The 25,150-nt window shown below is 68.1% G+C and carries 31 protein-coding genes; 3 read left to right on the top strand and 28 right to left on the bottom strand.

The window, feature by feature from the left end; genetic code table 11:
* Positions 1–251: 251 nt before the first annotated feature.
* The 23 genes from ABD156_RS33575 to ABD156_RS33465 form a co-directional block, all read right to left on the bottom strand.
* Complete coding sequence (locus ABD156_RS33575; protein ID WP_344285272.1) at positions 252–1,040, bottom strand: hypothetical protein; 789 nt, start codon at positions 1,038–1,040, stop codon at positions 252–254.
* 22 nt (positions 1,041–1,062) lie between these two features.
* Positions 1,063–1,395, bottom strand: a complete 333-nt coding sequence (locus ABD156_RS33570; protein WP_344283278.1) for a hypothetical protein — start codon at positions 1,393–1,395, stop codon at positions 1,063–1,065.
* A gap of 2 nt (positions 1,396–1,397) precedes the next feature.
* Positions 1,398–1,742, bottom strand: a complete 345-nt coding sequence (locus ABD156_RS33565) for a hypothetical protein (RefSeq protein WP_344283275.1) — start codon at positions 1,740–1,742, stop codon at positions 1,398–1,400.
* A 14-nt stretch (positions 1,743–1,756) separates the two neighbouring features.
* A complete protein-coding gene (locus ABD156_RS33560) occupies positions 1,757–2,335 on the bottom strand; it encodes a TNF domain-containing protein (RefSeq protein ID WP_344283272.1) in 579 nt (192 codons plus the stop codon).
* Positions 2,336–2,350: 15 nt separating this feature from the next.
* Positions 2,351–4,864, bottom strand: coding sequence for a LamG-like jellyroll fold domain-containing protein (locus ABD156_RS33555; protein ID WP_344283268.1), 2,514 nt, complete (start codon positions 4,862–4,864; stop codon positions 2,351–2,353).
* Positions 4,861–7,635 carry a phage tail tape measure protein gene (locus ABD156_RS33550; protein WP_344285269.1) on the bottom strand — a complete coding sequence of 925 codons (2,775 nt, stop codon included), beginning with the start codon at positions 7,633–7,635 and terminating at the stop codon, positions 4,861–4,863. The genes ABD156_RS33555 and ABD156_RS33550 overlap by 4 nt, the downstream gene beginning before the upstream one ends.
* Positions 7,636–7,654: 19 nt before the next feature.
* Positions 7,655–8,101 (bottom strand): phage virion morphogenesis protein, encoded by a 447-nt coding sequence (locus ABD156_RS33545; RefSeq protein ID WP_344283265.1) that lies wholly within the window; start codon positions 8,099–8,101, stop codon positions 7,655–7,657.
* A 228-nt stretch (positions 8,102–8,329) separates the two neighbouring features.
* Positions 8,330–8,749, bottom strand: coding sequence for a hypothetical protein (locus ABD156_RS33540; protein ID WP_344283262.1), 420 nt, complete (start codon positions 8,747–8,749; stop codon positions 8,330–8,332).
* A gap of 24 nt (positions 8,750–8,773) precedes the next feature.
* Positions 8,774–10,003 carry a phage tail tube protein gene (locus ABD156_RS33535; protein ID WP_344283259.1) on the bottom strand — a complete coding sequence of 410 codons (1,230 nt, stop codon included), beginning with the start codon at positions 10,001–10,003 and terminating at the stop codon, positions 8,774–8,776.
* A gap of 3 nt (positions 10,004–10,006) precedes the next feature.
* The gene (locus ABD156_RS33530; RefSeq protein ID WP_344283256.1) at positions 10,007–10,273 is read right to left on the bottom strand and encodes a hypothetical protein; all 267 of its coding nucleotides are present in this window, start codon (positions 10,271–10,273) and stop codon (positions 10,007–10,009) included.
* Between the two features lie 12 nt (positions 10,274–10,285).
* Positions 10,286–10,849, bottom strand: coding sequence for a hypothetical protein (locus ABD156_RS33525; protein ID WP_344283253.1), 564 nt, complete (start codon positions 10,847–10,849; stop codon positions 10,286–10,288).
* Positions 10,846–11,733, bottom strand: a complete 888-nt coding sequence (locus ABD156_RS33520; protein ID WP_344283251.1) for a hypothetical protein — start codon at positions 11,731–11,733, stop codon at positions 10,846–10,848. Before ABD156_RS33520 ends, ABD156_RS33525 begins: the two co-directional genes overlap by 4 nt.
* 32 nt (positions 11,734–11,765) lie before the next feature.
* Entirely contained in the window at positions 11,766–12,035 is a 270-nt protein-coding gene (locus tag ABD156_RS33515; RefSeq protein ID WP_344283248.1) for an SAP domain-containing protein, read from the bottom strand.
* A gap of 1 nt (position 12,036) precedes the next feature.
* Positions 12,037–12,282 carry a hypothetical protein gene (locus ABD156_RS33510; RefSeq protein WP_344283245.1) on the bottom strand — a complete coding sequence of 82 codons (246 nt, stop codon included), beginning with the start codon at positions 12,280–12,282 and terminating at the stop codon, positions 12,037–12,039.
* Between the two features lie 81 nt (positions 12,283–12,363).
* Positions 12,364–14,043: a hypothetical protein gene (locus ABD156_RS33505; protein WP_344283242.1), complete on the bottom strand. Its 1,680-nt coding sequence runs from the start codon at positions 14,041–14,043 to the stop codon at positions 12,364–12,366.
* 14 nt (positions 14,044–14,057) lie between these two features.
* On the bottom strand, positions 14,058–15,269 hold the full coding sequence (locus ABD156_RS33500; protein ID WP_344283239.1) for a hypothetical protein: 1,212 nt from the start codon (positions 15,267–15,269) through the stop codon (positions 14,058–14,060).
* Complete coding sequence (locus tag ABD156_RS33495; protein ID WP_344283236.1) at positions 15,266–18,067, bottom strand: minor capsid protein; 2,802 nt, start codon at positions 18,065–18,067, stop codon at positions 15,266–15,268. The genes ABD156_RS33500 and ABD156_RS33495 overlap by 4 nt, the downstream gene beginning before the upstream one ends.
* A gap of 1 nt (position 18,068) precedes the next feature.
* Complete coding sequence (locus tag ABD156_RS33490; RefSeq protein ID WP_344283233.1) at positions 18,069–19,583, bottom strand: hypothetical protein; 1,515 nt, start codon at positions 19,581–19,583, stop codon at positions 18,069–18,071.
* Complete coding sequence (locus ABD156_RS33485) at positions 19,546–20,292, bottom strand: hypothetical protein (protein WP_344283230.1); 747 nt, start codon at positions 20,290–20,292, stop codon at positions 19,546–19,548. The genes ABD156_RS33490 and ABD156_RS33485 overlap by 38 nt, the downstream gene beginning before the upstream one ends.
* A complete protein-coding gene (locus ABD156_RS33480; protein ID WP_344283227.1) occupies positions 20,292–20,792 on the bottom strand; it encodes a hypothetical protein in 501 nt (166 codons plus the stop codon). Before ABD156_RS33480 ends, ABD156_RS33485 begins: the two co-directional genes overlap by 1 nt.
* Before the next feature lie 2 nt (positions 20,793–20,794).
* On the bottom strand, positions 20,795–21,046 hold the full coding sequence (locus ABD156_RS33475) for a hypothetical protein (RefSeq protein WP_344283224.1): 252 nt from the start codon (positions 21,044–21,046) through the stop codon (positions 20,795–20,797).
* A gap of 98 nt (positions 21,047–21,144) precedes the next feature.
* Positions 21,145–21,345: a hypothetical protein gene (locus tag ABD156_RS33470; RefSeq protein ID WP_344283222.1), complete on the bottom strand. Its 201-nt coding sequence runs from the start codon at positions 21,343–21,345 to the stop codon at positions 21,145–21,147.
* A 56-nt stretch (positions 21,346–21,401) separates the two neighbouring features.
* Positions 21,402–21,788 (bottom strand): hypothetical protein, encoded by a 387-nt coding sequence (locus tag ABD156_RS33465; protein ID WP_344283220.1) that lies wholly within the window; start codon positions 21,786–21,788, stop codon positions 21,402–21,404.
* A 114-nt stretch (positions 21,789–21,902) separates the two neighbouring features.
* On the opposite strand from ABD156_RS33465, the gene ABD156_RS33460 reads away from it, so the two are divergent.
* The 3 genes from ABD156_RS33460 to ABD156_RS33450 all read left to right on the top strand — a co-directional run bounded on the left by ABD156_RS33460 (position 21,903) and on the right by ABD156_RS33450 (position 23,038).
* Positions 21,903–22,091: a hypothetical protein gene (locus tag ABD156_RS33460; protein WP_344283217.1), complete on the top strand. Its 189-nt coding sequence runs from the start codon at positions 21,903–21,905 to the stop codon at positions 22,089–22,091.
* A gap of 108 nt (positions 22,092–22,199) precedes the next feature.
* Entirely contained in the window at positions 22,200–22,484 is a 285-nt protein-coding gene (locus ABD156_RS33455; protein WP_344283214.1) for a hypothetical protein, read from the top strand.
* Between the two features lie 140 nt (positions 22,485–22,624).
* On the top strand, positions 22,625–23,038 hold the full coding sequence (locus tag ABD156_RS33450; RefSeq protein WP_344283211.1) for an HNH endonuclease: 414 nt from the start codon (positions 22,625–22,627) through the stop codon (positions 23,036–23,038).
* On the opposite strand, the gene ABD156_RS33445 is transcribed toward ABD156_RS33450, so the two are convergent.
* From ABD156_RS33445 to ABD156_RS33425, 5 genes are all read right to left on the bottom strand, one after another.
* Positions 23,035–23,238 carry a hypothetical protein gene (locus ABD156_RS33445; protein WP_344283208.1) on the bottom strand — a complete coding sequence of 68 codons (204 nt, stop codon included), beginning with the start codon at positions 23,236–23,238 and terminating at the stop codon, positions 23,035–23,037. The two genes, ABD156_RS33450 and ABD156_RS33445, sit on opposite strands and share 4 nt — an antisense overlap.
* 63 nt (positions 23,239–23,301) lie before the next feature.
* Positions 23,302–24,177 (bottom strand): hypothetical protein, encoded by an 876-nt coding sequence (locus ABD156_RS33440; protein WP_344283205.1) that lies wholly within the window; start codon positions 24,175–24,177, stop codon positions 23,302–23,304.
* Entirely contained in the window at positions 24,174–24,539 is a 366-nt protein-coding gene (locus tag ABD156_RS33435; protein ID WP_344283202.1) for a hypothetical protein, read from the bottom strand. The genes ABD156_RS33440 and ABD156_RS33435 overlap by 4 nt, the downstream gene beginning before the upstream one ends.
* 81 nt (positions 24,540–24,620) lie before the next feature.
* Positions 24,621–24,896 (bottom strand): hypothetical protein, encoded by a 276-nt coding sequence (locus tag ABD156_RS33430; protein ID WP_344283198.1) that lies wholly within the window; start codon positions 24,894–24,896, stop codon positions 24,621–24,623.
* Positions 24,896–25,150: a hypothetical protein gene (locus ABD156_RS33425; protein ID WP_344283195.1), complete on the bottom strand. Its 255-nt coding sequence runs from the start codon at positions 25,148–25,150 to the stop codon at positions 24,896–24,898. Before ABD156_RS33425 ends, ABD156_RS33430 begins: the two co-directional genes overlap by 1 nt.

Raw genomic sequence — 25,150 nt, 5'->3', positions numbered from 1 at the left:
TGCGCCCCCACGAGACGGGGCGCGCGGCGGTGGCCTCCCTCCCGGCCCAATCCCTCCGGAGGCCACCGCCATCCACTCTCCTGGTCGCTTGAAACTCCCCGGTCACCGGGCCGCCAAGCCACCCACGGGTGGGGTTCGGGACCGGCAGCGAAATCCATGACGTTCTAGCTGCCGGTCCCGCCTTTCTGCGGGCATGGAAAAGCCGCCCCCGCACCCGTGGACGGACGGGCGCGGGGGCGACGATCTTGGGTTCAGGCCGTGGCAGCCGAGAGATAGAAGTCGTGGTCGCTGTCGTAGAGGACCGTGACCGTGGTCGCGCCAGCCGGGACGTCCATCGGGCCCGGCCGGTTGGACACCCAGTCCCAATGGCCTCCGGCGTATCCGCCGCCGACGCCGGTTCCGTTCTGGTCCGCTCCGGTGTCGCCGTAGAAGAGGATGTCGTGGACGTGGACGGTGTGCCCGAAGCTGTCGTGAATGCGGAGCTTGCTGCAGCCGACGACAGCCATGTCGGCGTGCTCGTTGGTTCCTGCGGCGCAGGTGCGGCCGAACGCCATTTCGTCCTCCTGGTGTGGGATGGGTGCGGGTCCGGGGTCGATGCCCGGCCAGTGGTCGGCGACGCAGGTCAGGTCGTAGTGGCCGCCGCTGGCCGGGTCGTTGATGTACTGCTTCGCACAAGCGCCGGCGGGGATGTTCGCGACGCCGTCGTAGTGGGCCACCATGTAATGCGGCTCAGGGATGCCGGCCGCGGTGAACGCGGCGCGGACGGCCGGCCAGTCGGAGGTGCTGCAGTAGACGGACGGGTCGACGCCTGCGGCGCGGCGCATCGCGACCCAGCCGGGTGCTTCGTCCGGGGTGGCGTCGCCCTTTTCGACGTCGAGGACGTTGCCGTCGTTGACGTTGGCGCGGGTGGCGAAGCGGACGTGCACGGCGTTCGGGAACCGCGCCCAGTCGGCTGCGGACCAGGCGAACGTGCCGTTGACGTAGCCGCCGACAATCGTTGCGGTGGCGGGGATGTCGGCGGCGGTGATGCTGTCGTACATGGTGCGCACGGACGGCCTCCGTTCAGTGGTGGGTGAGCAGCTGGACGATGAGCAGGACGACGGAGCCGACGAACCCGGCTCCTCCGGCGGCGATCGCGCCTTTGACGGCGACGCGCATGCTCGACGCGTGCTGTGCGGCGGCGGCCCGGTCGGCGATCTTCTCGGCCTTGAGTTCGCGGATGTCCCGCTCGGCAGTGGTCATCCGCTCGACGGTCGACGCGAGGGTGAGTCCTTGGCCGTCGAGCTTGTCGTCCATGTGCCGGACCTGGTCGCCGAGCCCGTCGACGGACTTTTCGACGCGGCCTATCGCGCGGAGGATCTCGCCGCCGGTGGGCTGCTCTGGCAGCGGGGACACGGTCACGACTTCGGTCCGAGCTGCTGCCGGACCTCGTCGACCACGGTCGCGATGTGCACGAGGGCCTGGTGGTCGGCATCGGCTTTCGCCGCGCGCTGCAGGTCGGCTTGCGCCTGCCCCTTCTGCAGCACCGGCAACGCCCATGCCTGGAACCAGTTGCTGAACACCAACCCGACGATCAGTTTCGCGGTGTCGCTGGCCGGGATCACTGCGAGCGGCACGATGAAACAGGCGAGGAACACGAGGTTGTGGCCGAGCACCGAGGTCAGGACTCGGTTCATCCACGCCCAGAACTTCCGTTCGATGGCGAGGAATTCGGACGGGTGCGGGACTTTTGGGTGCGTCACGGGATACTCGCCTCCTATGTGGACGGTGTGAGGAACACTGCGGCGAGGTAGGTGCCGCCGTACGCGGTGTCGAGGGTGATCGCGCCGCCGGTCGTGGACTGCCAGGCGTTGAGGTACACCGTGGATCCGGCGGCGAGGTTCACGAGGCTGATGCACATCAGCGCGGTGCCGGCACCGATCGACGGCGGGATCTGCGCCTGCGTGCTGACCGCGTTCCCGGGCACGGCGGTGCCGTTGACGAGCAGCGAGGTCGTCACGGCCTCGGAGAGGCTGTTCGCGACCGCGCCGTACCGGGTTTGGCTGTACAGAAGGTAGATTCCGGCGTGCTGGATCGTCAGCTGGTTCGGCTGCGACGCGTTCCACATGTTGTCGGTGTTGACGGCCGCGGACTGGAAATTGACCAGCGTGTTCGTGGCGTTCGGGATCGACTGGCCCGTGGTTTGTTTCGCGATCACGCACGGCCGCTGGCTGGTGAAACCGGCGTTCAGGTAGTTGTAGAGGTTGGTGAGGTTGCTGCCCAAACCGTTGAGGTCGGCGGCGTGGACGATCTGCCCGTCGGTGAACGTCGGGATCGTCGGTGTGGGGACTGCCATGTCTGCCTTCCGTCCTCAGTAGACACACGTGGTCGTCGAGCCGAGCACGCCCTTGACGCTGTCGCCGAGCACCCACGCCTGAGACACGAACACGGGGCTGAGTTCGTAGTCGACGGTCCAGGTGGATGCTTCGGCGTTCGCATGGTGATCGATCTTCTCGATGTAGTAGTCGCCGGAAATCGTTACTCCGGCCGACGTTCGACGCTTCACCGTGATCCGGTCGCCGTAGTCGAGAGACAGCGCAGCCGTCCACAGAGCCGGGTTTGACGACGGGTCGATCGTCAGCTTCGTGATCCGCGGCGGCACGTTGGTGCCGGGCGCGCCAGCGGGTTTCGCGTACCGCTGCACGTAGAACTGTCCGGCCTGTTGCGCGTCCCAGTCGTTCGCGGTCTGCAGCGTCAGGGACAGGATCCGTTGCCCGTAGGCGGTTTGGCTTGCCGTGTTGACGATCGGCGGGAGTGTCGTGCCGGTTCCGGCGGACACGATGTTCGCCTGACTGTAGACGTATGTCGGGTCATAGTCCATTTCCGGGGCGGTCAGGTATGGAAGCTCTCCGGCAGCGGTGTTCTCCCCGAAGGTGAACTGCGATGTGACCGATTGCGTTGCTGTGTAGCGGGTTTCGCGCGAGTCCTGGTGCACGAACCCTGCCGTGTCGGCCCAGCAGGAACCGTGCTCGGTCTGTGCGATCTCCTGCAGGACGTCGAGCATGTACCGGCCGTTGTAGCTGTAGTCCTGCGCCATCATGGTTTTTCCGGCGTCGGTGACCACATTGCTGGACCAGTACTGCGTCAGCAGTCTCAGCGCGCGGGTGCCGGATTTCTCGCCGAGGTAGCCGATGCCGCGCTGATAATGGTTTCCGACCTGCGTGGTCGATAGCAATGTCGGGTAACACGCCAGGTTCGATATAGCGTAGTCGGTGGTCGGGTTCGTCCAGTAGGTTTGCGCTTCAAGGTAGAAGTTGTTGAGCTGCACAGACTGCGACGGCGAGAGCGTTACCACTCCGCCGATCACGTTGTCTACGATCGCGTTCAGTTGACTGCTGCCGATGAGGCGCACCACCAGGTAGTGCCATTTTCCGTCAGCGAAACCGCCCCACCCCGGAAGATATCCGCTAGCCCCTGTCCCGTTCGGGTCGCTGTAAAACCAGCCCAATTGCCCGGACAGAAACGTTTCCCAGCCAATTCCGAAACTCGGCCCGTATGGTTCGGTATTCAGGTTCTCGCCGTTCTTCAACGACGCTGCACCGAAATAGGGCATCCCCGCATTCAGCTTCACCCAGCACTCAATGGTGAACGCCTGCGGGTTCATCGTGATCTGCCCCTGCAGCGTCCCCTGGTAGGTGATCAGCGATCCGCTGTTCACCGCGCCGTTCAGGTTCTGCTGAAGCAGGGACACTGCTTCGCTGCCGTCGAGGAAGGTGTCGCCGCTGAAGTTGACCTGCCCGTTCGTGCCTAGCGACGTGTATCCGATGAACGGTTGCCCACCTTGCGGCAGCTGCACGGTCTGCGGTGAGGACTTGTCGTTGTACGGGATCACCAGGTTCGGGCTGTCCGCGGCGATCGTGGCCGCGTACGACTGGGTGATCTCGGTGCGGGACAACGGACTCAGCGCATCGACGCACTCCAGCGGCTTCAAACCGCGGAAGCCGGACATGTCCCAGCGTTGCGGGTACCGCTCGATGTACCCCGTGTAGAGCGGGTAGAACGTCGGGCCGGTGATCGTGAACGGCGATGCGGTGCTCGACAGCTCCAACTGGATCGCATCGACGTAGACCGTCGAGGGAAACGACCCGCTCGCCTGCTGGAACGAGCACACGCCGACGCACCCGGACGGGACGCCGGTCATGACGAGCCGCTGCCACGCGCCCGTCACGGTCGACGTCGCGGACGCGATCGTCGTGCCCAGCGCGCCCGGGAAGTTGCTGAACTTCGCCGTCACCGTCACGCCCGCCGGGACGTACACGTACGCCGACATGGTGTAGGTCTGGCCGGGCACCGTGAGGAACCCGAACCCCGGCAGGTCCGACGCGCCGGTGAACCCGATCGCGAGCGAATGCGTCTGGTCGAACGCCTGCGCGGTCGACTGCGTCAGACTCGGCGACCCGGACAGCGTGCCCACGAACCCGATGCCGCTCTCGAACGAACAGTAGTAGGGATTGAACGTGCCGCCGATGTTCGCGGAGTTCGTTGCGTTGAGGAGGTTTCCGGCGAGGTTCTGCGTCGCCGGGTTCCACCACGCTCCGATCTGGACGCACCGGTACGGCAGCAGCTGGTTCGAGCCAATGTTGAACGGAGATGTCGCATTGACCGGGTTCAGCCACTCCGGACTGTCCACCATGTCCAGTGACGCCATGCCGGCTTGCACGACATCCAGTTCGTACTGGCGTCCGCGCGACACCGACCAGCCGCGGACGTTCGTTCCCTTGCCCGCGACGGTCGGCAGCAACGACACCTGGTTGAGGCCCGGCAGATTCGGCGGCCCCGCGGTGAAGTCCGCGACGATCGACATCAGCGGGTAGGCGCGGGTCACGACGACACCGCCAGGCCGTTGGACGAGTTCCGCAGGTTGTAGCGCAGAATCCCGGTCTGCAGCCACGTTTGCACGTCGCGGGTGTTCATCTGAAACACCATCTGCTCGGGCATCGGGCGGACCAGCGATCCGGCCGGACCGGCGAGCGCGCCGTCGCCGATCGACACGTTCCCGCTGATGGCCGTGTTCCCGATGCCGGTCGTGAAGTCGTCGAGGTAGGACTGCACGCGGCGACCTCCGGCCTTCAGTCCCTCGTGCAAACCGTCCATGATCGCGTTACCGTGGGGCACCAGCAATTGACGGTCGTATTCGATCGGACCCTTGTGGTCGGAAATCCATTTACCAATTCCGCCAATAAATCCCGTGACGGCATTCCATGCTTTCTTGAGGCCATTTAGAAGGCCTTCTAGAATTGCTTTTCCGGCATTTATCAGCCATTCTCCGGCGTCGCCGAGGAAATTCTTCACTTTTTCCGGTAAAGATTTGAAGAACCCGATGACGTCGTCCCATCGGGCACTCACCCAGTGTACGAATTCGGTGATCCGATCGGAGCACCATTTCCATACGGTGTCCCAGACTTTGCGGACGACATCGAGGTGGGTCACGATGAGAACGATGATCGCGATCAGGGCAGTGATAATGAGGATCACGCCACCGATCGGGTTGGCGTCCATCGCGAAATTCAGCAGCCACTGTGCTGCCGTCATCGCGCCTTCCGCGACAGTCGACGCTACCACCGCGATTTTCTGCGCTATCCACGCCGCGCCCTGCGCAACCAATTCCACGGTAGCGGCGGCAGCAGCCTTCCCCATTGACCCCATCGCCACCGCACCGTCAATCAGCGCCGACCCGAACGCTTTGACACCAGCTACCGCGCCGCCCGCCAGCTTCGCCGTGAAATTCGCTACCGCGCCGCCCGCCGTCCCTTCCGCCGCGGTCGCGAAGTTCCTCAGGAACCCCACCGCGCTGATGACGGGCGTGGCGAGGTTCCTCGCCAGCGACGCGCCCAGCAAACCGAGTTTCCCGATCAGGCCCACGATTCCGCCGAGCGCGAGCACGCCGATAGCGGCAGCGAGGACGTCAGCGGCCACCTTGTTCTGGCTGAACCAGCTGGTTGCGCTGCCGAGCCAGTCGAGCAGCTTCGACGCGACCGGCAGCAGCCGTTCGCCGACGCTGATCGCCATCGCGCCGAGCCCGTCCTTGGCCTGGCTCATCTTCTGGTTGAACGTCGACTGGATCTCGCTCCAGCCTTTGACGTGGTTCCCGGCCTCGACCGCGGCCGACGACACCGTGTTGACGGCGTTCTTCGTGGTCTTGGTGTTCTCCCCCGTCAGCATCAACGCGACGTTCAGGCCGGTGGCGTCGCCGGTTGCCTTGTTCAGGGCCTGCCCGTAGTTCTGCATCACCTGGGCACCGGTCATCTGGGTGTTGCCGATCTGGTGCGTGGACGCGGCCAGCGTCGCGAAGCTCGCGGCCTGGTGCGCGGCGATCGGGTCCAAACCCTGTGCTGCCTTGGTGAACTCCTTCTGCGTGACGGTGCCCGCGATCAGCTTTTGCCCAAGGTCCTGGACGTCCTTCGGCAGGCTCTTCAGCGCCGTCCCGAGATCGAGGATCACCTTCTGCGAGCTCGGCCCCATCGACGCCTGGATCTTGTCCGAGATCTCTTGCAGCGTCCCGGAAATCCCCGCGCTCTTCAGCTTCGCGCCGAGGTCGGACGCGTTCATCCCGAGCAGCGCCAGCTCTTTCGACTGGACCTGCGTCGGAGACTGCATGTGCCGGATTACGTCGGTGAGGTTCTGCGCGGCCTGTTGCGCCGACATCCCGTGCACGGTCATCGACGCCAGCGACCCGAGAATGTCGTCGATCGACACCCCGGCCGCGGACGCGACCGGCAGCACCGCGGACATCGACCCGGCGAGCTCCTCGAACGTGGTCTTGCCCGCGCTGGTCGCGGCGACGAGCTTCGACGTCACCGACGCCGCGTCCTCGGCCTTCAGGTGGTAGTCCTGCAGCACGCTGGTGACCGCGTCCGCGACGGTCTTCAGCTCCGCGTTCTCGGTCTTCGCGCCCTCCGCTGCCGCGCGCAGCACCGTAAGCCCGTCCGCGCCGTGCTGGCCGCCGGACTCGATGGTGTACAGCGACTTGGACAGCTCCTCGGCCGTGTAGCCGACCTGGCCGGCCATGTCGAGGATCCCCTGCCGGACCTTCTCGAGGTTCGACTGTGTCTCCCCCGCCGACGTCACCAGCCGGGCAGTGCTCGACTCGAAATCCGCGGCCATCTTCACCGCGGCGCCGCCGACGACCGCGCCGGCCGCGCCGATCGTCATCAGCCGCTTGGACGCGCTCTCGACCTTCGCACCGAATCCGGTCGAGGTCGCGGCGACCTCGTCCAGCTTCGCGCCCATGGCCTCGGTGGAGGCGACTGCTTTCGCCTCGGCGGCTTCGAGGTCTGCGACCATTTTCTGTGTCGCGGCAGCCATTTTCGTCTGGTCGACGTACCACTGTTCGGCGGTGCGGTCGGCCTGCGCGGACAGCCGCGCCATGGACGCGAGGATCTTGTCGTTCGCCGCGGACGCTTCCTCGGCGGTGGTCATCGCGACCTTGCCGAACTCGTCGATCGTCACCCCGGCAGTGGTGAAGCCCTCGGAGACCTTCGCGCCCATCGCGTTGGCCTCGGCGCCCATTCCGCCGACGGTGGCCCCGAACTTCTCGATGTTCGCGGCGGCCTCGGTCATGTTGGCCACGAGGGTGATCGCGACCGGGGGCAGCATTTCCGCCACGGCAAGCCCCCTATCCGAAGATCGTCGCCCAGGCGGCGAGATAGGTGGATTCGATGATCGGGAACGTTTCGTGTGCCGCCGGGTCGGCGTACGGGCGCGGCGGCAGGTGGGCGGCGTGGTGGCGGCCGGTCATACCGCCGAGCTCCTGAATGCGGCCGTAGATCGCGGTGGGGCCGATCGACGCGCCCCACACGCCGAGGCCGCCGGTCGGGCCGCGCACCGCGATCGACCGCATCAGGTTCCCGGACACCAGGGCTGGCGGCTGGCCGGGCGACGACGGCGTCGGGGTGCCGCGTCGGTGGCTGGACTGCCGGAGCTTGTCCTTGACCGCGATCTCGACGAGCGACGCCGCCGCCGCGGTGGCTTCGCGGGTGACGGTGTCCATGCGTTCGACCGCGGCGGCCAGCGCGGCTTGCAGCTCGTCCACACCGGACAGCCGCATCTCGATCGACACCACGGCCGGGTCACCCCCGCTTCGCCTTGTCCGCTTCGACCTCGTCGGCCACGGCGGCGATGAAAGGCACCCGGTCGCGCGTGTTGAGCGGCAGCTTCGCGACCTGGTCGGGGGTGAGGTGGTAGCGGTCCAGCCACCACCAGTCGACGAACGCCGCGTCCCACAGCTCTTTCTCGACCGTGTCGGGTTCCGGGAGCTCACGGTCCCGGTAGAAGCCCGCGAGACGCGCCCTTACTCGCTCGCGGGCCCAGAAGGGGACGCCGGGTCGTCGACGTCGTCCGGTGACGGCTTCTGCGGCATCAGCACTGCCCGCGCCGGTTCGAGCAGCTGCTCCAGCGCCGCCGAATCCCCGGCGAGCAGTTCGTCGAGGATCGATACGTCGTTCTTCGGCAGCGTCCACGGCCGCGCCGTCTCCGTGCCGTCCTCGGCGACGACCGGTTCCGGCTCGTACGGCAACGACCAGCCCGTGATCATCAACGCGGCAATCTCGTTGATGGCATCGAAACCGAGGGTGAACTTGTCCCGCTGGTCGTTGTCGTCCGGCGTGATTTTCCGGATCAATGCCTGCCGGTCGCGGGCGCGGAGCCAGTTCGGGTCGCGGAGTTCGACCCAACCGCCCGAAGGGAGATCGTGCTTGCTGCTGAACTGCATATCCGTCCGTCCAATCCGGATTGATCAGTAGGTTTGCGGTGGCACGCTGTTGGTGAGCGTGACCTTCGTGGGGCTGTAGCCGCCCGACGCACCGGCGTTCGTGGTGTTCGCGATACCGGCGAACGTGACGTCGTACATCACGGCGGCCTTGCCCGCGTTGTACTTCGAGGCGTCGTAGGCGGCGAGCTGGCAGTCGACCTGCACCTGCACCAGGCCCGCGCCGGCCACGCCGTTGCCGAGGATCAGCTGCAGCTGCGGCTGAGTGTTGTTGATCATCGCGAGGTACGGGGACTCGTCCGCGGCGACGAAGTTCAGCTTCCCGGACACGGACACCGCACCGCGCTGGATGATGTACGGGTTCTGGCTGTTCTGCGCCGTGTACACCGGTTCGAGCGCGCGCTTGATCGCGATCTCGCCGTCGGTGATGTTCTTCAGCAGCGTGCCGCCGGACGCCGGACCGCCGATGCCGATCAGGCCGCGCCACGACGGGATCGGCGTGACCGTGGACGGCGCCGAAGTCGGGGCGACGCTCGCCGGGACGGACGGCCAGCAGTTTCCCTTGGCGTCGTAGGTGAACAACTGCGATTCGGCGTTGAACTTGAGCGTCAGCTCCGACAGGCAGCAGCCGGGATACTGGCGTGCCCCGCTCGTCGCGGTCGGCCCCTGGAAGTGCGTGAACGTGTGCGACGCGGGCTGTCCTTGCGCGGCGTTGTAGGTGGAGAACGCCGACGTGAACGGCGCGGTGACCGGCTGCACGGTTACGCCGCTGGCGTGGTTCTTCGCCACCGGCGCGGTGAGCGTCGCGTTCAGCGCGGCGATGGACAGCACCGTCACGTTCTCGGCGTTCCCGGCTGTGTCGAGCGTGAGCACGGTGCCCGCGATGATGCCGGTGGCGGAGGTCAGCGGGACGACGTTGGTAGTGCCCGCGGTGAGCGCGCCCGTGGTGGTGGTCGAGCTGCCCGCGTTGGTGCCGCCGCTGTAGGCGTTGTCTCCCAGGATGTTCGCGAGAAGCCAGCCGATGGTGTCGCCGAAAACCGGGCCGGACATGGAGAAATCCGCCTTGATCACGCCCTGCTGGCGGCCGTACTGCTCGACCATCGAGCCGCGGATGGCCTTGTCGTCCAGCCAGACCGGCTTGTCCTCGGGCTCGAACTTGTCGACGGGGATGGTGCCGACCATCGCGAGCGGGGTGCCCTGTGTGGCTTCCCGGGCGACGCCGACAAACTGCTTCGCGGACGCGAAAGTGTTGCCCACGGCTCACTCCTTGGGGATGTCAGACTCGGCCGGGGCCGGGCTCGGTGCGGGTTCGGTGGTGCTCGGCGCGGGGGTGAAGGCTTGGGCGCGGGCGGCGATCGCGTCGAGCTCGGCCCGCTCCTCGGCGGTGGGCGGCGCGGGCTCGCCGTGCGCGGGAACCCAGTGGCCGTCGGCGGGCGGGGTGTCCCAGTCGACGACGTCGCCAGGGCTCACGACGAGCGCGCGGTCGGCGTAGACGCGTTCCTCGGTCGAGGTGTAGCGGTAGTCCACTGTGGACGCTCCTTACGCTTGGATGTACTGGTCTGCAGCGAATTCGAGGACCATGTATGCCTTGGACAGATCCCGAGTGGTGGCGACAGGCGAAACGGTCCACTGCAGCCACGGTTCGCCGCCCTCGCCGACCTGGAACCCGACCCCGTACCCGGCCTCGAACCCGCCGGATCCGCATGTGCGGTCCGCTTCGATCAAGGCTCGCTCGGCGTCAAGCGTGTCGTAGACGACGTCCTGCAGATCCTCGGCAAACAGCGTGCTGGCACGGAAAAAATGGTGCATCCGGACTTGCCAGCTCACGTGCTTCAGGCCCGACGTCGCGCCCGCGACAGCGACCCGTTTCTCGACCCCGCGCTCGGCGACCGCCCACACGAGACACCCGGCCGACGAGCCGACCGCGCCGGACGCCTGGTAGTCGGTGTTGTGGTCGTCCCGTTTCGGCTCGGCCCGCCGGTACACCGGGCCGTCGAGGTTCGCGACCGTGATCCGCGGCGTCCGGTAGGTGTGGGTCGTCGCGTCGTACGCGCCGCCGAAATACGTGCAGAGCCCGTCCAGCAGCGTTTTCGCGGTGCTCATCGGACCCGCTTGTACTGGTCGAGCAGCCGTTCGGCCTCGACGACGAACCCGCTGCCGTCGTTCGCGGTCCCGACCCGGGTGTTCGGCTTCACCTGCGTGGACGGGAACGAGTCCTCGTGTTCCGAGTCCGGGCGTTGCAGCAGCGCGACCGCGTACAGGATCACCGCGAGGTGCACGTCCGACGGGATCGCGGACACGCCGATCGCGACCGAGGTCGGATCGTGCGGGAACTTCAGCACGCCGGCGAGCGGGATTGACGTCCCGGTGGTGTAGCCGGCGGCGACGGTCACGGCTTCCTCGTGGCCCGGATCCCAGATGCGGAGCACAGTCCCGGCGGCGATGCCGGTCGCGTCCGCGACGGTGATCGAGGACGCGCCGGACGCGACAGCCGCGCCGAGCAGGGTGTTGGCGTACCCGGCGATGTAGGTCCATTGCGTGTACAGCTCGCCGGTGACGACCGGCGACCCGAACTGCAGCGCGGCAAGGCCCGGCGAGGTTATGCCGCCGGGATAGCCGACGATCTGCCGTTGATCCTCAGGCCACAGGTTCGTCAGATCGGTGACCGCGGTCAGCTGATTCGGGGACATGCCGATCGACAACCCGGTCACTGCGGTCACCGGGTTGTGGTTGGTGTGGTAGGAGATCCGGCCGTCGCGCGCGACCCGGATCCGCGCGCGTTCGACCCGGGTGTGCGCGGAGAGCGTGCCGTCCCCGGCGGACATCCGCACGTAGCCGTCGGCCCACGCGGACGACTTGAGGAGGATGTTGTACAGCTCGGCGTCCTGGTCGGACAGGACCGGGTCGCCGGGCCGCAGGTTCATCACGTCCAGAAACGTCGGGTACGCCTTGAAGCTGGCGGTGGTGACGTACGGCAGCGTCAGCACGGGTCACCTCCGGCGGGTTCGATGTGGACGGTTCAGCGGGTGTATTCGCCGTGCTCGCAGTGCGCCTTGTCGTGGTCGTCGGGCCATCCGCCCGGCCAGCACAGCCCGCAGATCTCGCCGTCGGCGTCCTCGCCGGCGTCCGGTTGCGGGCCGGTGGTCGTCGGCTGTGCGGCGTCGTGCTCAAGCAGCCGGTCGACGAGCTCCGGCTTCGCACCGGACTTCGGCAGGCCGCGGGTCTCCAGCTCGGCGGCGAGGTCGCCGGCGGTGGCGGCTTCGTAGAGGGCACGGTTGTCGTCGGACACTTCAGGTCTCCTTGCTGCATGTGCCGCCGCACCGGCCGCACGTGGTGAACAGGGCGCCGAAACCGCAAGCGCCGCACCGGTATCCGGTGGAGCGTGCGGTGACGCCTGCGAGGGACGGCAGGAACCCGCCGTCGGCGAGCAGCGCTTTCGCGTCGCGCGGCGCCATGTCGAGGCGGCCGCGCTGGTCGGTGTCGTAGCGGCGTCCGGTGAGGCCGTCGACCTGCACGCAATGTCTGTCAGGGGTCATGACCTGCACGGGGCACCTCCGGGTGGGTACGGATCGGCCCGGCACTGTCGGGGCAGCGCCGGGCCGATTCGCGTTGGTGGGTCAGGAAAGGCCGAGCAGCAGCCCGGACCAGCCCGGGGCGTAGTGCACGAGCGTCCCGAACATGTACGTCGACTGGTCGTACGTGTACTGCACGACCGGCCAATCGACGGCCATGTAGTCCTGCACGTTGATCACCTCGGAGGTGTTCGACACCTCCGAGTCCGGAACCGGCAGGGCGCGGGACCGGATCATCGACGCGCCGACCGGCATGTACGGGTGGACCTCCAGGTCGACCAGGCGACCGGTGGTCTGGTTGGAGATCGCGGTGATCACCGAGCCGACGGTCGCGCCGCCGGCGGATTCGCCTTCGGTGAGAGCGATCCGGTAGGAGGTGTTGGAGGCGCCGAGCTTCAGGAAGTCGCCGAGGCTGCGGCGGATCGAGCCGTCGAGCCAGATTTCCTCCGGGTTGGCGAGCCGCTTGTCCTGCCCGGCGAGCGCGTTCGCGCCGTAGAGGGCGGTGAACGCGTCCTGCCACGGCGCGTCACCGAGCGACGTGGACGGACTCGCGGCGTTGTACACCTTGGCGTTGACGCGCTTGACGTACCCGGACTGGGCCGGGTCGGCGAGGACGGTGAGGAACCCGTCGTAGCCGTTCGCGTTCGCGGTCGAGTCGGCGCCCGGCATCGCCGCGCCGCCGGTCGCCGGGGTGGTCAGGATGGTGATGGTGTTGCCGGAGAACGACGTCACGAACGTTTCCGCGCCGGACGCGGTGCCGACGTAGAGGTTGTAGCCCAGTGCGCCGGTCGGCTCGGTCGACACGGTCACGGTGAACTGGTTCGTCGACCCGGTCAGTGCGCCCGTGTTGACCTCGTTGGACACCACGGACTCGCCGCCGCCCGCGCGGGCGGTGACCTTCACGTAGTAGGTGCCCGCGGCGACAGCGCCGCCGGTCGCCGACGACGCGATCGCGACCACCGGAGCGGCCACGGCACCGGCGTAGCCGTTGCCCGACCCGCCGCGGCCGAACAGCAGCGCGCGCTCTTCGGCGCCCATCGTCGCCCACAGCAGCGCGGTGTGCGACAGCTGTCGGATGTCCTCGAAACCCTGGCCGGCGAACTGCGCCTTCCAGGTCACCATGTCGGACAGGCCCTGCTCGACGTAGGTGACGGACTTGCTGTCCGAGGCGTACGCGATCTTGTTGCCGCGGCGCAGCGACAGCGGACCGAAGCTGTTCGACACGGACTCGGAGTTCATGAACGCCATCTGGTCGGCGACGCCGCCCGTGCCGGAGTTCGACCAGCCGAGGATCCGCTTGAACTGGCGGGCGGTGCCGACACCCTTGGAGCGGGCCAGCCGGTTCCGCAGCGGGGTTTCCCGGGGCACCAGCAGCTTCGCCGGGGCCTCCAGGTCGTAGGGCACCAGGCCGGTGCTGTTCGGGGAGAACAGCGACCAGTCCTTGTTCAGGTCGCCCTGCACGCTCTTGAGCGCGTCCAGCTCGCCCTGGATCGAGGCGAGCGCCTCGGCCGACAGCGACTTCGTGATCTGCTCGACGCGGGCGGAGATCTGCTCCGCCTGCCCGGCCTTCACGATCTCCTGGCCGTTGAACTGGACCTGGCCGGACTGGGATGCCTTGTGCGAGGCGGAAAGCGTGCTCTTGTACTGCTCGAACCGCTGTGCGACAGCGGTCGAGTCCTGCGTGTCGGAGAACATCTCCGACGGGGCGGGGGCCGCGTACGGCATGAGAGTTTTCCCTTCTACTTCAGCTTGAGCTCGGCGGCTGCCGCGAGCTTGAGGTAACCGTCACGGGTCAGCGGGTCGGTGATTTCCCCGGCCAGCGCCCGGTATTTGGCGACTTCGGCGACCAGCTCGTCACGAGCGGCGGCTTTCTCGGTGTCCCCCGCGGTGCGCGTGAGGACGGGACCACCGGGACGCGGAAGGGCACTCACCTTCGCCAGTTCGGACTCCAGCGCCTTCACGCGCTCCTGGGAGTCCTTCATGGCCTCTGCGACTGCCTGCTTCACCAGTTCGGTGAGATCCGGGCCGTCCGCCTTGGTGGCGGCCGGTTCCGGAGACTTGGGGCTGTCCGGCTCGGCGGACAGCGGGATGGTGATGGTGACGGCCTCGTCGGGCTCGTCCTCGACGGCTTCGTCGGCGGCCTCCGCGGCTTCGCCGCAGATGAACCAGCGCAGCGCGTCGATGGCGCACAGCAGGTCCTGGATGTCGCACGCCTCGCCGAGGTCGCCCGTGGCGAGGTCCCCGGCCTCGGAGATGATCAGTTGTGCGATGGCGGCGATCGCGGCCTGCGCGCCGGCGATGTCCTGCGCGGGGCTGGCCTTCACCACGTCCGGGTGCGAGGCCTTGTAGCGGGCGACGATCGCTTTCGCGTCAACCGGCTCCGGCTCGGCCGCCTTGGTCGCACCGGCTTCCCGGTCGTCGGGGCGCTCCTCGAAGTCCTCGACCTTGACCAGCATCCGCTCGGCGTCGAACGCGAACGCCTTCATCGTCGCGCCCGGCTTCGCGGCCTTCGCCAGCGACAGCAGCGCGGTCGGGTTGCACGGCCGGTCCACAAGGGACACCTCAACGATCTGGCCGTCGACGATCCGGCCGCCCGGTGCCGCGGCGTCCTTGATGACCCGCGGATTCGAGATGCCGATCGAGTAGCCCTTCAGGACCTTTTTCTCGACCTTCTCCGCCGAGCCCTTGTCCACGACCAGGGACGTCACCATCCACGAGTCGCCGTCCTGCGCCATCTCGGTGCCGACACCGGCCGCAATCGTGCTGTGCTGCTCGCGGATGTTCGCACCGGTGGAAAACCACTCCGGCATGGCCTTCCCGAGCCACACGGGGTCACAGATCTGCTGGTCGAGGTCGAGGTCCGGGCCGGTGGCCTTGCCGACGACGACCAGGTCCCCGTTTTCGTTGCGCTCGGCCTTGACGATGTCGGCGTACACCGTGGTGATGGTCATGTGACTGCTCCCGTCGGTTCGAGCGTCGGCCAAGCGATGTTGGCGATGGAGTCGACGACCGGGGCGAGCGCGCACCGGCATCGTGGGTGTCCCGGCGGCCCGGAAGCGCCGGAGGGGAAGGACTGTCCGATCGAGACCGGCCCCGCGGACTCGTTGTCCCGGCAGGCCGGGCACACGCGCTGGTCGGTCGCGGTCATCCACGTGTTCGCGGTGACCCCGATCCCGAGGTACCGGTCTTGTGTGGCCGCGGAGATCGCTCGCGCGGTCTCGGTTTCGGCGACCATCGACGCCCACGCCCGGTCGGTGAGGACGCCGTCGAGGTTTCGGGCGATCTCGGCCGGCGCGAGTCCGGCTTCGAGACCTTCGGCGAGCGTCTCGGCTAGCGCGTCCATCCGGCCTGGCACGACGGAACGGATCGTGACGTGCGCCTGGGCGAGCAGCCGGTCCAAGCCGCCGCCGAGCACGCGGCGGGCGGCTTCGGTGTCGCCCGGAGACCACGCACCCCAGTCGATCGACGCCGTCACCGTCGCGTGCCCGGCCGCTTCCGCCGGAAGCTGCTCTCCCGTGAGCTTCGCGGCGGCGACGATCGCCTCGCGCGCGGTCCAAACCGCGGCACGGTCGCCGACGTAGTAGCCGTCGGTCCAGACGCCGTCAAGGATGTGCTCGAGTTCCCGCCGAACCGTCCCTGCCACGTCCTGACCGCCGGACGCGGCCCGCGCCGACAGCCAGATCAGGGCATCGGCGATCACGGCCCGGTTCGGCTGCTCCGGCGCGGTGGTCTTCCCGATCCCGCGCGCCGAGGCCCACGCCTCAGCCAGCGCCGCCGTGTCGATCCCACTGAAACCCTGGGACAGGACGCCCGTCCAGTGCTCGGCGACCGCCTGGTCCTTCGTCCACCCGGCCCACGTCTGGCCGGACCGGGCTTTTGGGCCCGAACCACCAGCCTTGGTCAACTCGGCGACCTCGCCGGCCGTGTGGTGCTTCCACTCGAACGCCCGCGACCGCGACTTCCGCGACCAGCGCCGGTACGCGGCTTTCTCCGCGTCCTTCGCCGCCTGCGCGTCCTCGTCGTCCTCGGCTGGTTCCTGCTCGTCCGGCACCGGCTCGCCGCCAGGCTCCGGCGGCGCGTCCGGGTCGACGTTCGGGTTCGTCCCCGGCGGGGCCTTCGGCGGCTCGATCAGAATCCCCGGCGGCTCCGTCTCCGACGCTCCCTCAAGGAACACGACCCCGCCGCGCGACGACACAATCATCGGCATGTCGGCCTCGGGGAAGTTGTAGCGGGGCCGGCCGATCTCGTCACGCCACTCGTTCAGCGTGACCCCGGCCGCGGAGAACCGGTTCCGGTTGAGCTCGTCGGCGGCGGCCTGGTCCTCGTCGTCCAGCCCGAGCCACCGGAACTCCAGCTCGGCGGGCATCGCCAAGTGGGTGCGGGAAATGTCGGTGAGGACGCTCGCGATCCACGAGAGATCCGGGCGCGTGCCCTTGCGCTCCTGGACGTTCTCCTGGCCCTCGTGGTAGCCGGAGCTGCCGAGGCCCTTCGCTTCGGTGAACCCGAGTTCCGCGATGGACATGTCGAAATGCGCGACGACGAGCTTCAGCAAGTGCAGGTCGTAGTCGGGCTTGTATTTCTCGTCCGCGCCGTTGCGGCCCTCGACCGGGTCTACACCCGGCGGCAGGACACGGAACCGTTGCCGCTCCGTGGTTTGTCCCGAGTACAGGTCGTTGAACATCCGCTCGTATTCGAGCAGCTGCTGCGGAGTCCAGCCGTTCGCGCCGTCGTTCTTCATCCACCCGGCGGGCATGACGCCGTCGGTGTATTCGGCGCGCATCCACGCCATCCGCTTCATCCACAAGTCCACATCGGACAGCGACTGTTCGACAGCCGACAGCCCGTACGGGGTGTGGGTGCGGACCTCCCGACGCTGATAGATCAACTGATCCGAGTCATATCCGCCCGTGATCATCTGGCCCTGGTCGTCGGTGTCGGTGTCCGCGGTGAACTCGCCGCGCGGGAACCCGTACAGGATCTGCTGATACGCCGGGAACGGCGGCAGGGGCCGGCCGCCGCGGTGGTCGAGCAGCGGCTTGATAGTGGACCCGTCGAGCACTTCCAGGCTGTAGAGGTCGCCGCCGTGGGTGTAGCGCGGGTAGATCGCCCACGCGTCGAGCACCAGGTGCTCTTCAAGGGACTCGGTCATCCACGCACCGAACGAGAGACCGTTGCCGCGGTCGGGTTTCTCCCAGAAGTCTTTGATCCGCTGGCGGTCCGGGGCGAGCTTGTCCTGCAGGCCGCGTTCGATGTCCGCGCGCGCGGCGCTCGGGTCGTCGCGTTGCGCGGCCTCGACCGCGTCCTGTGTGAGCGCGATGTCCCAGCCGAGCGAGGTTACTTCGTTCTTGCGGATGCGGATGCAGTCGCGGATGACGCCGATGTTCGCGGCCTGCCGCAACACCCGCCATGGCACTAGCCGGTGCTGCTGGCCGGGCAGGTTCCACGAGACCGGGTATTCGTAGATCCGCGGTTCGGCGCGGCCGGTGTCGGCGCGGGTCGGGTCGAGCGGGGCCGGCAGCAGCGGCACGTTCGGGCCGAAGCTGTACGGGAACACGTCGCGGGGCATCGGGTTCTGCTCGCCGAGCACGCGGAGCTGCTGCGCGGCGTGCATCGCCGCGGACATGTCGCGGACGCCGCCGCCGAGGTTCCCGGCGAGCCCGGACGGCAGCGCTTTCTCGATGGCGGGTGCGGGGCGCTGCTTGCGGGTGACGGTGCGCGGGGTGAGACGGTTGGGGCGGCGCGCGGGCATCTCAGCGGCCTCCCATCTGTGCGTTCTTGGCGGCTTTCAGCCAGCCGAGCGAGTCGTGTGCCGCGCCGGGCGGCGTGTAGTAGGCGAGCAGCAGACTGTCGGCGTTGTCCGGGGAGCGGCCGAGCCGGATTTTGGTTTCGGCCTTGGGTTCGACCACGATCCGGCCGGAGCTGTCGAGGACGTATTTCGGTGCGGTCAGCTGCGTGAACAGCTTGTCCCGGTACGGGGTGTCCAGTGTCGAGAAGTCGATCGCCCGGTCCTCGGCGAGTTTCCGCCCGACTTCCCACCAGATCTGTGACCGGAGGTTCCGGTATTTCTCCGGCTGGGTCGAGGCTTCGGCCACGTTCACGCCGACGACCGCTGCCGTGATCTTGCCTTCGCCGGCGAGCTCGCGGAGCCGGCCGACGATGCCCCAGCCGATGCCGATCACGTCGACTTTCACCGCGGTGGCACCGGTTTCCCGGATCGCTTCCACGATTTTCCCGACGGCCTGCATGGAGTCGCGGGTGCGGGTGGTCCAGACTCGGCCGGCGACCATGCCGCGGCGTTCCTGGATGACGGTTTCGTCGCCGCCCGCGCCGAGGTCGACACCGAGTTCGACGGGCAGAAGCTCGGCGTCGGTGTGCGGCGGCGGTTCCGGGTGTGTGCAGGCGCGGAGCGAGCTGTACCGGACGACGCCGTCGTCCGCGTCGTCGGGGAACTCCCCCAAGACCTTCGCGATGTAGACCGGGGACTGCTCGCCATATTCGGTCCGCATGTCCTCCACATAGGACGGTCCGACGAGCGCTTCGGAGACTTCCTGCGGCACCCATTCGCCGGTGAAGTTCGGTGTCTCGAACGCCGAGATGGTGATCGTGTTCCAGTCCTCTTTCCCGCAGACCCTGCGGAACTCGCTGCCGGGGTCGTCGGGGTTGCCGATCGCGAGGATCCGGCAGTGCTCGCCAGTGGTGATCGCGCGGGCGGCGGTCCAGAAATGCTTCACAATGCCACAGGCTTCGTCGAGGATCACCAGGACGTAGCGGGCGTGAATCCCTTGGAACGCGTGCGGGTTGTAGTCGCTGGGCTTGCGCCCGAACGCGACGAGCTGCTTGCCGAGTTTCCACTCGGTTTCGTTGACCCTGCCGCGGAACGGCTCTCCGCGCGCTTCCGCGACACTGGCCGCGTTGTTGATCTCCGACCAGAGGATCGCCTTCACCTGGTCGCCGGTCGGCGCGGTCGTGACGACCCGCGCGGAACCGGCCGGGTGGGTTTCCATCCACCACGCGGCCGCGCGGCTGGCGACCCGCGACTTTCCCGGCCCGTGGCAGGCTTTCACTGCCGTGTACCGGTTGTCCCGCACGCTGTTGAGGATCTCGACCTGCTTGGACCACAGGTGTTCGCCGAGCCGCTCTTCCGTCCACGCCGCCCCGTCCCGCGACAGCCGGCGCGCGGTGTTCGCGGCCCGCATTTGCGCGGACGCCGACGAGAACGCGGCGACGTCAGCCGGCGACCAGGCTGAGGTGGCGGTCAAGGACATCGGGGGCCGCCTCCCTCTGCTGCTCGGTGAGCCCAAGATCGTCGAACACGGCGTTGAGCAGCTCGACCAGAAGCGCGCCCTGGCGCTCGGCCAGCTCGACCTGACGCTGCGCCAACCCGGCCGCAACCGCCTTCGCTGCGAAGCCCGCGCAGCGTTCCCGCTCGGCGGCTTCGAGCTGCGCCAGGCCGCGGATCTGCTCGCCGGTGGCGTAGATCCCGCCGGTTTTCGAGTCGTCGTAGGTGTGGCCGACCAGCGCGGCGACACCGCCGGTGTTGAAGATCCGTTCAAGATCCTTTTTCGCGGTCTGGACCTCGGCCCGGTCGCCGCCGTCGCCGTCGAACCCGTACTCGATCTCCGTGTCAGCGACCAGCTGCTCGGCCGCGTGCGCCTTCCGCAGCCGGTCCGCGGCCTCGTAGGCTTCCTGCAGCAGCCGGCCGTACAGCTCGACCCGGGCCGCGGACTGCGACACCAGCCGCAGCAGCACCTCGGCCGGGTCGGCGTGCGCGTCGCCGAGACCCCACCGCATCACCTCGGCGCGCACTGCGGCGTTCGCGGCGACCTGAGGCGCTTTCCCGCCGTGTGACGGGCAGACGGTGCCGCCCTGGATGGCGTCGTTCTTGCACGGCCGGGTCTGGACCTTGCCGTCGTCGTCGCGCAGCATCCGGCCGTCGTCGCCTTTCAGCGGGACACGGCCGGTGCACTTCGCCATCACGCGCCGCCGAACAACCCGGCCAGCGCGGCGGGCGCGCCGCCGAGAGTGCGCACGTCGAACGGTGTCCCGTCCGCGGCGACGAGGTCGGCGCGCTGGTAGTCGTCGCCGGTGGTGGTGCCGTCCGGCTGGCGCGCCGGGTAGGACACGGCCTGCACGGTGTAGTGCTGGTCGCCGACGCGCACAGGCGCGCCGACCTGCAGCGGGGCCTCCATCTGCGCCGCCGAGACCTGGGTGCCGGCGACGAACGCGCGGACGGGGCAGGTGGGGGTGCCGACGCGGACGGACATGGCCGCGGCGAGGTCGGGGCCGTCGTCGCGGATCGTCACGATCGTGAGGGTGCTGGCGGTGCCGTCCTCGGTGTTCTCGACGGCCTTGAGCACGTGGTGCAGGGCGGGGTCGAGGCCGGTGACATCGACGAGATGCCCGATCCACTCGGTGAAGCTGCTCGCCTGGAACGTGCCCGGGACGCCGGTGAGGCGCACGGTGTGTTCGATCATCGCTACCGCCAAATCCCGAACACGAAGTGCCCGATCAGCCATCCGAACAGGACGATCAGCGCGCCGCCGATGAGGATGTGCAGCGCGGACCACTGGTACCAGTGGTCACCGGGGAGGAACTTCTCCAGCCGCCACACGTTGTCGGACAGCGTGTTCTCGGGGTGGCCGGTGCCGAGTGCCCAGAACTCGGGGATCGCGAACGCGACGAACAGGACGCTCGCCCAGATCGTCCAGTACCACGACCAGCCGTTCACGTGTCCTCCCCTGCGCATGAAAAAAGCCCGAACCAGTGGTCCGGGCTTCGGAGACAGTGCTCCAACGTGATCGAATATACGTTCGCCCCTGGTCAGCGTCAACGAGGGGGCAGTTTCCGGCGCGCCTCCGGGTACCACGCGCATGCGGCTACCTCGATCTCCAGCAGGTCCGGTTGTGCCCGCAGGTGCTCGAACTCGGCTGCCTGCGCGGCTCGGAATGCGCGAGCGAAGCGCCGGAGTCCGACGCTCGCGGTGAGCATGCTGGCACCGAGGTTGAGGTCAGCGGCCGTCATCTTCATCTGAAGAGCACGGACGCGATCGCAAGCGTCTCTCAGTTGCTCCGGGGACAGGTCGTTCAAGATCGTTCTCCCTTCAGCTTCGCGACGCGCGCCCCGGCGGCGTCGATCTGGCGGCCAGCGTCCTCGACGTGGTCGAGGATGTCGTCGACGTCGACGCCGCGGTCTAGTGCGGCGTGGGCTTCGGCGCGGAGCCGTGCGAGATCGGTGAGTCGGCTCTCGATGTAGCGGTCGACGTTGTCGTGCGGGTCGTGGCCGTCTCCGGCGCGGGTGGCCGGCGTCGGGAGTTTCGCGTCGGGGTCGCCGGTGCGCCACCGCATGAAGTTGATCAGGTCTTTGGTGCGGTCGGTGCCGTCTGCGGCGGTCACGTTGCCGAAGAGGGTCCAGAGGTCCCGGGTGGTCCAGAAGTTCGCCTTGAAGGCGTCCTCTGCGCGCTGGTTCGCCATGCCCCCACCGTAGCACAGGTGTACGTACACATCAAATTCAGAAAACCATTGTGGGTGTACGTACACCCGTGCTATAGTTATTACATCAGCAAGAGAGAAACCCCGGAGGACAAAATGAACGAGATCACCTTCCCCCTCACCGAAGACCTCGCCGCCGCCATCGGACGCACCGCCGACACCGACCTCCGCATCGCCCGCAACCCCCGCCAGGACACCGACATCCGGGACCGCTCCGCCGCCGCCCACCAGCACTGGATGGACATCCTCCACCACGACGCCAGCCTCGAATACGCCATCGCCTGACGGGACAGGCCCCCGGCTCCGGCCGGGGGCACCCGCCCTGCCGGCAGACACCCAGGTTCGAGTCCTGGAAGGGCACGCGAAACATCCCCAATCCCACGGAGGTCCGCAATGGACGTCGCAACCGCACGCCTGCTCGGCCGCAACCTGGAGAAGTACAAGGCGGCCCTCGCCGACCCCGCCGCCACGGTCGACGTCCGCGCGTTCGCCGAACTCCGCATCCCCGCCATCACCGACGAGCTGTTCGTCGCCGCGTTCGACGAGCGCCTGCCGCGCGGCGGCATGCACGCCAGCCGCAACGCACGCCTGATCTGGGAGCAGATGTTCCCGGAGCGCGCCGCCGCGGAGAAGGCGGCAGGCCCGGTCCGCGGGAGTGTCCACCAGTCCTGGTTCTGAAACGATCTTGGCCCCCACCCGCGCTGGGTGGGGGCCAAGTCGTTCCTTGCCCTAACTAACTTTCGTGGCGCTGGCCGTTGGCCGGTGCGACACTGACACCCAGCAACGCTCGACCGTCTCCCCGCGTCCCGGAGGCTCACATGGACCCAACGGCACCGCTTTACGTGTCGTGGGGCGACTATCTCGCACGGACGACGCCACAGGAACGCCGCGCGTGGTGCCAGCGGAAAGCCAAGCGATCCAACCGGCCGCGGCTGATGAGCAATGCCGCGGAGAAACTCTCAGTTCAGGACGTCGTCGACGTGTTTGAGGCCGCGCAAGGCCGGTGCCGCTACTGCGGGTCGCTGGCGGTGGAGGGCCGCCCGTCGACCGCGAATGGCGGCCCGGCACCGTGGGAGCACATCGGGCGTCGCATCGGCAGTCTCGATCACCCGGTTTCGCTGGTCCTCGGCGGCCGCAACCACATCACGAACCTCGCGTGGTCGTGCCTGTGGTGCAACACATGGCCGAGTCTGCGGCTCCTCGGCGCAACCGATCACGGAGCGGTTCGCTAGGCCCCGTCGCGGGGCACCTTGTCGCAGTGCTCGTCGTGCAGTCTGACCGCCTCCTCCGGCGACTCCCGCACGTGTTTGGGCAGGCCGAGGTTGCCCTCGCAGCTGCACTGAGCCATTAGGTAATTACGGCCGCTGGTGGTTGCTATTTCGACGATGAGCCGGTGGCCTGGGATCGGTTCGTACTGCTCGTAGGTAGGCATGTATCCAGTGTCGGGCCTACCTCCGACAAGCTACGGCCGTTTGCCGAGTGATTCGCCGATCCGTCATCCTGCCTGGTCGAAGGTGAGGTCGCCACGCCGCTTCACGTAGCTGGCGAACACCTCGGCGCGCAGCCACAACGGCCGGCCCCGAGTGCCCGCGCGGTCCCAGCTGTCCTTGTGCGCCCACCGGCGGAGCGTGCCGACGGGGACGTCGAATTGCTCGCTGAAACTCGCGTAGTCGGCGCGGGCGTCGCCGAGCTCGTTCCAGCGGTCGCGGCCCCATTCGGTTTCGCAGTTCCGGCAGACGATCTTGGTCGCGCCGGGTCGGACGCGCAGCGAAGCACCGCACGGCAGGTGGATGTCGCCGTCCGCGCGAGGGATCACGACCACCGGCGTCGGGCACTTCCCCACCCGCGTGACCCGGTCCAGCTCGCCGCGCACCTGCCGCAGAGCCTGCGCCACCGACCGCATCGCCTCAGCGAACCACGGCACCTCCGGCGACGCCATGATCCAGTCCCAGTGGAACCGCAACGTGTCCAGCTCCCGCGCCATCGTGACCCGCCCGGCCGGGACAGTCGCGAGCATCTTCGCCGGTTCGACGTCGATGCTGCGTTCGGCGCGCACCCACCGCGCCCACGACTCGACCACCGCGAGCGCGCTGTCGTCCCGGCTGCGCGGGTCGGTGTGGGCGAGGATCGCGTCCACCGCCGGCGACCGCGGGCCCGGTACCCGGCGGACGCCATCACCGCCACGGCCGCCGGGGATGAGCTCGTCGAGCTCGGTCACCGCCCGGTAGGTGAGCGCGAGCTTCGACAGCACGCCGCGGAGTTGTTCGCTGCAGGGCGGGCACACGAGGGTGCCGGGTGCTGCTCGGCGCGGGCATACCCGTTCCCCGTCCCGGGTGTGGATGGGGAGCGCGCACGGGCGGGGCTGGTTCACGCTGCCCTCCGGAAGATCTTGAACCAGCCGCGGCGGGACGGCGGGTTGGGTGCCAGCTGGACGTCCGCCGGTGGCGGTTCCTCGATTTCATCCGGGCTTGCATTCTCGGCTGGGGTTTGAACGGTTTCGGGCTCTGGCGTTGATTCCGGTGTGGGCGCGGTGACCGGCTCGGGTTCGTTCTGCACGGGCCGGTCGAGTTTGAAGCGGCCCTCTTGGTATGGCCCGGTGTAGGCGGGTGCGTGCAACCGTTTCGGGCCCTCGCCGGGTTGCCAGTGGCGGACGCACTGGTCGTAGCCGACGATCGCCCAGGACGTGCAGGGGGTGCCGTCGTCTTCGGGCTGGTTGCACAGTGGCCGGGTCATCGTGCACCGTCCTTTCGGGACTGTTCGTCACGGCGGATGAGGTCTTCGAGGACTTCCTCGTCGGTGCGGGTGTCTTCCGGGTCAGCCATCGTTGTCCTCCAGCGCTTTTGTGATGGCTCGGACGGTGGCGCAGGGGTAGTCGCGATAGTCGCCGTAGGCGTCGAGGCATCCGGTGCAGCAGTACGTTTTCCCGGGGTCGACGTCCGGGTCGGTGTCCTCTGGCTTGTGGAGGTCGAGGACGGCGCGCAGTGCGTCGAACGCCTTCGGGGCTTCGTGCTCGCGGTCGTCGAGTAGGTCGCCTCGGTAGAAGTCGGTCTCGGCGGCGTAGGTGTCGATGAGTTCGCGCGGGTCGGTCATCACACACGCTCCGGCCAGTGCCAGGTACGGCCGTGCGGACCGTCCTCGTTGTGCGGCACGATGCTGTGCCGGGTGGTGTCGTGGTCGCTGAACACCGTGAGCGCGACCGCTTCGCAGCAGCCGTCGCCGTCGTCCCAGACGCGGGTGATGATCGCCGCGCGGCATTCGGCGCGGAGTTCGCTGCTGTCGCGTTGCGGTACCGGGTCGGTGAGGTAGTGCACGATCCGCCCGACGGCGGGTTTCTGCTCGGTCAT

It is taken from the genome of Amycolatopsis albidoflavus (genome assembly GCF_039525725.1).
Lineage (GTDB): Bacteria > Actinomycetota > Actinomycetes > Mycobacteriales > Pseudonocardiaceae > Amycolatopsis > Amycolatopsis albidoflava.
Note: the sequence above shows the minus strand (reverse complement) of the source record. Positions and strands in the feature narration are given on the sequence as shown.

What these genes read in the sequence shown, in the direction of transcription:
- ABD156_RS33540 (WP_344283262.1), bottom strand. Translation starts at nt 8,749, where the DNA reads ATGCAGTTCAGCAGCAAGCACGATCTCCCTTCGGGCGGTTGGGTCGAA.
- ABD156_RS33435 (WP_344283202.1), bottom strand. Translation starts at nt 24,539, where the DNA reads ATGACCCGGCCACTGTGCAACCAGCCCGAAGACGACGGCACCCCCTGC.
- ABD156_RS33525 (WP_344283253.1), bottom strand. Translation starts at nt 10,849, where the DNA reads ATGAGCACCGCGAAAACGCTGCTGGACGGGCTCTGCACGTATTTCGGC.
- ABD156_RS33450 (WP_344283211.1), top strand. Translation starts at nt 22,625, where the DNA reads ATGGACCCAACGGCACCGCTTTACGTGTCGTGGGGCGACTATCTCGCA.
- ABD156_RS33495 (WP_344283236.1), bottom strand. Translation starts at nt 18,067, where the DNA reads ATGCCCGCGCGCCGCCCCAACCGTCTCACCCCGCGCACCGTCACCCGC.
- ABD156_RS33575 (WP_344285272.1), bottom strand. Translation starts at nt 1,040, where the DNA reads ATGTACGACAGCATCACCGCCGCCGACATCCCCGCCACCGCAACGATT.
- ABD156_RS33470 (WP_344283222.1), bottom strand. Translation starts at nt 21,345, where the DNA reads ATGAAGATGACGGCCGCTGACCTCAACCTCGGTGCCAGCATGCTCACC.
- ABD156_RS33490 (WP_344283233.1), bottom strand. Translation starts at nt 19,583, where the DNA reads ATGTCCTTGACCGCCACCTCAGCCTGGTCGCCGGCTGACGTCGCCGCG.
- ABD156_RS33445 (WP_344283208.1), bottom strand. Translation starts at nt 23,238, where the DNA reads ATGCCTACCTACGAGCAGTACGAACCGATCCCAGGCCACCGGCTCATC.
- ABD156_RS33505 (WP_344283242.1), bottom strand. Translation starts at nt 14,043, where the DNA reads ATGCCGTACGCGGCCCCCGCCCCGTCGGAGATGTTCTCCGACACGCAG.
- ABD156_RS33500 (WP_344283239.1), bottom strand. Translation starts at nt 15,269, where the DNA reads ATGACCATCACCACGGTGTACGCCGACATCGTCAAGGCCGAGCGCAAC.
- ABD156_RS33465 (WP_344283220.1), bottom strand. Translation starts at nt 21,788, where the DNA reads ATGGCGAACCAGCGCGCAGAGGACGCCTTCAAGGCGAACTTCTGGACC.
- ABD156_RS33430 (WP_344283198.1), bottom strand. Translation starts at nt 24,896, where the DNA reads ATGACCGACCCGCGCGAACTCATCGACACCTACGCCGCCGAGACCGAC.
- ABD156_RS33560 (WP_344283272.1), bottom strand. Translation starts at nt 2,335, where the DNA reads ATGGCAGTCCCCACACCGACGATCCCGACGTTCACCGACGGGCAGATC.
- ABD156_RS33480 (WP_344283227.1), bottom strand. Translation starts at nt 20,792, where the DNA reads ATGATCGAACACACCGTGCGCCTCACCGGCGTCCCGGGCACGTTCCAG.
- ABD156_RS33485 (WP_344283230.1), bottom strand. Translation starts at nt 20,292, where the DNA reads ATGGCGAAGTGCACCGGCCGTGTCCCGCTGAAAGGCGACGACGGCCGG.
- ABD156_RS33455 (WP_344283214.1), top strand. Translation starts at nt 22,200, where the DNA reads ATGGACGTCGCAACCGCACGCCTGCTCGGCCGCAACCTGGAGAAGTAC.
- ABD156_RS33460 (WP_344283217.1), top strand. Translation starts at nt 21,903, where the DNA reads ATGAACGAGATCACCTTCCCCCTCACCGAAGACCTCGCCGCCGCCATC.
- ABD156_RS33510 (WP_344283245.1), bottom strand. Translation starts at nt 12,282, where the DNA reads ATGACCCCTGACAGACATTGCGTGCAGGTCGACGGCCTCACCGGACGC.
- ABD156_RS33550 (WP_344285269.1), bottom strand. Translation starts at nt 7,635, where the DNA reads ATGCTGCCCCCGGTCGCGATCACCCTCGTGGCCAACATGACCGAGGCC.
- ABD156_RS33425 (WP_344283195.1), bottom strand. Translation starts at nt 25,150, where the DNA reads ATGACCGAGCAGAAACCCGCCGTCGGGCGGATCGTGCACTACCTCACC.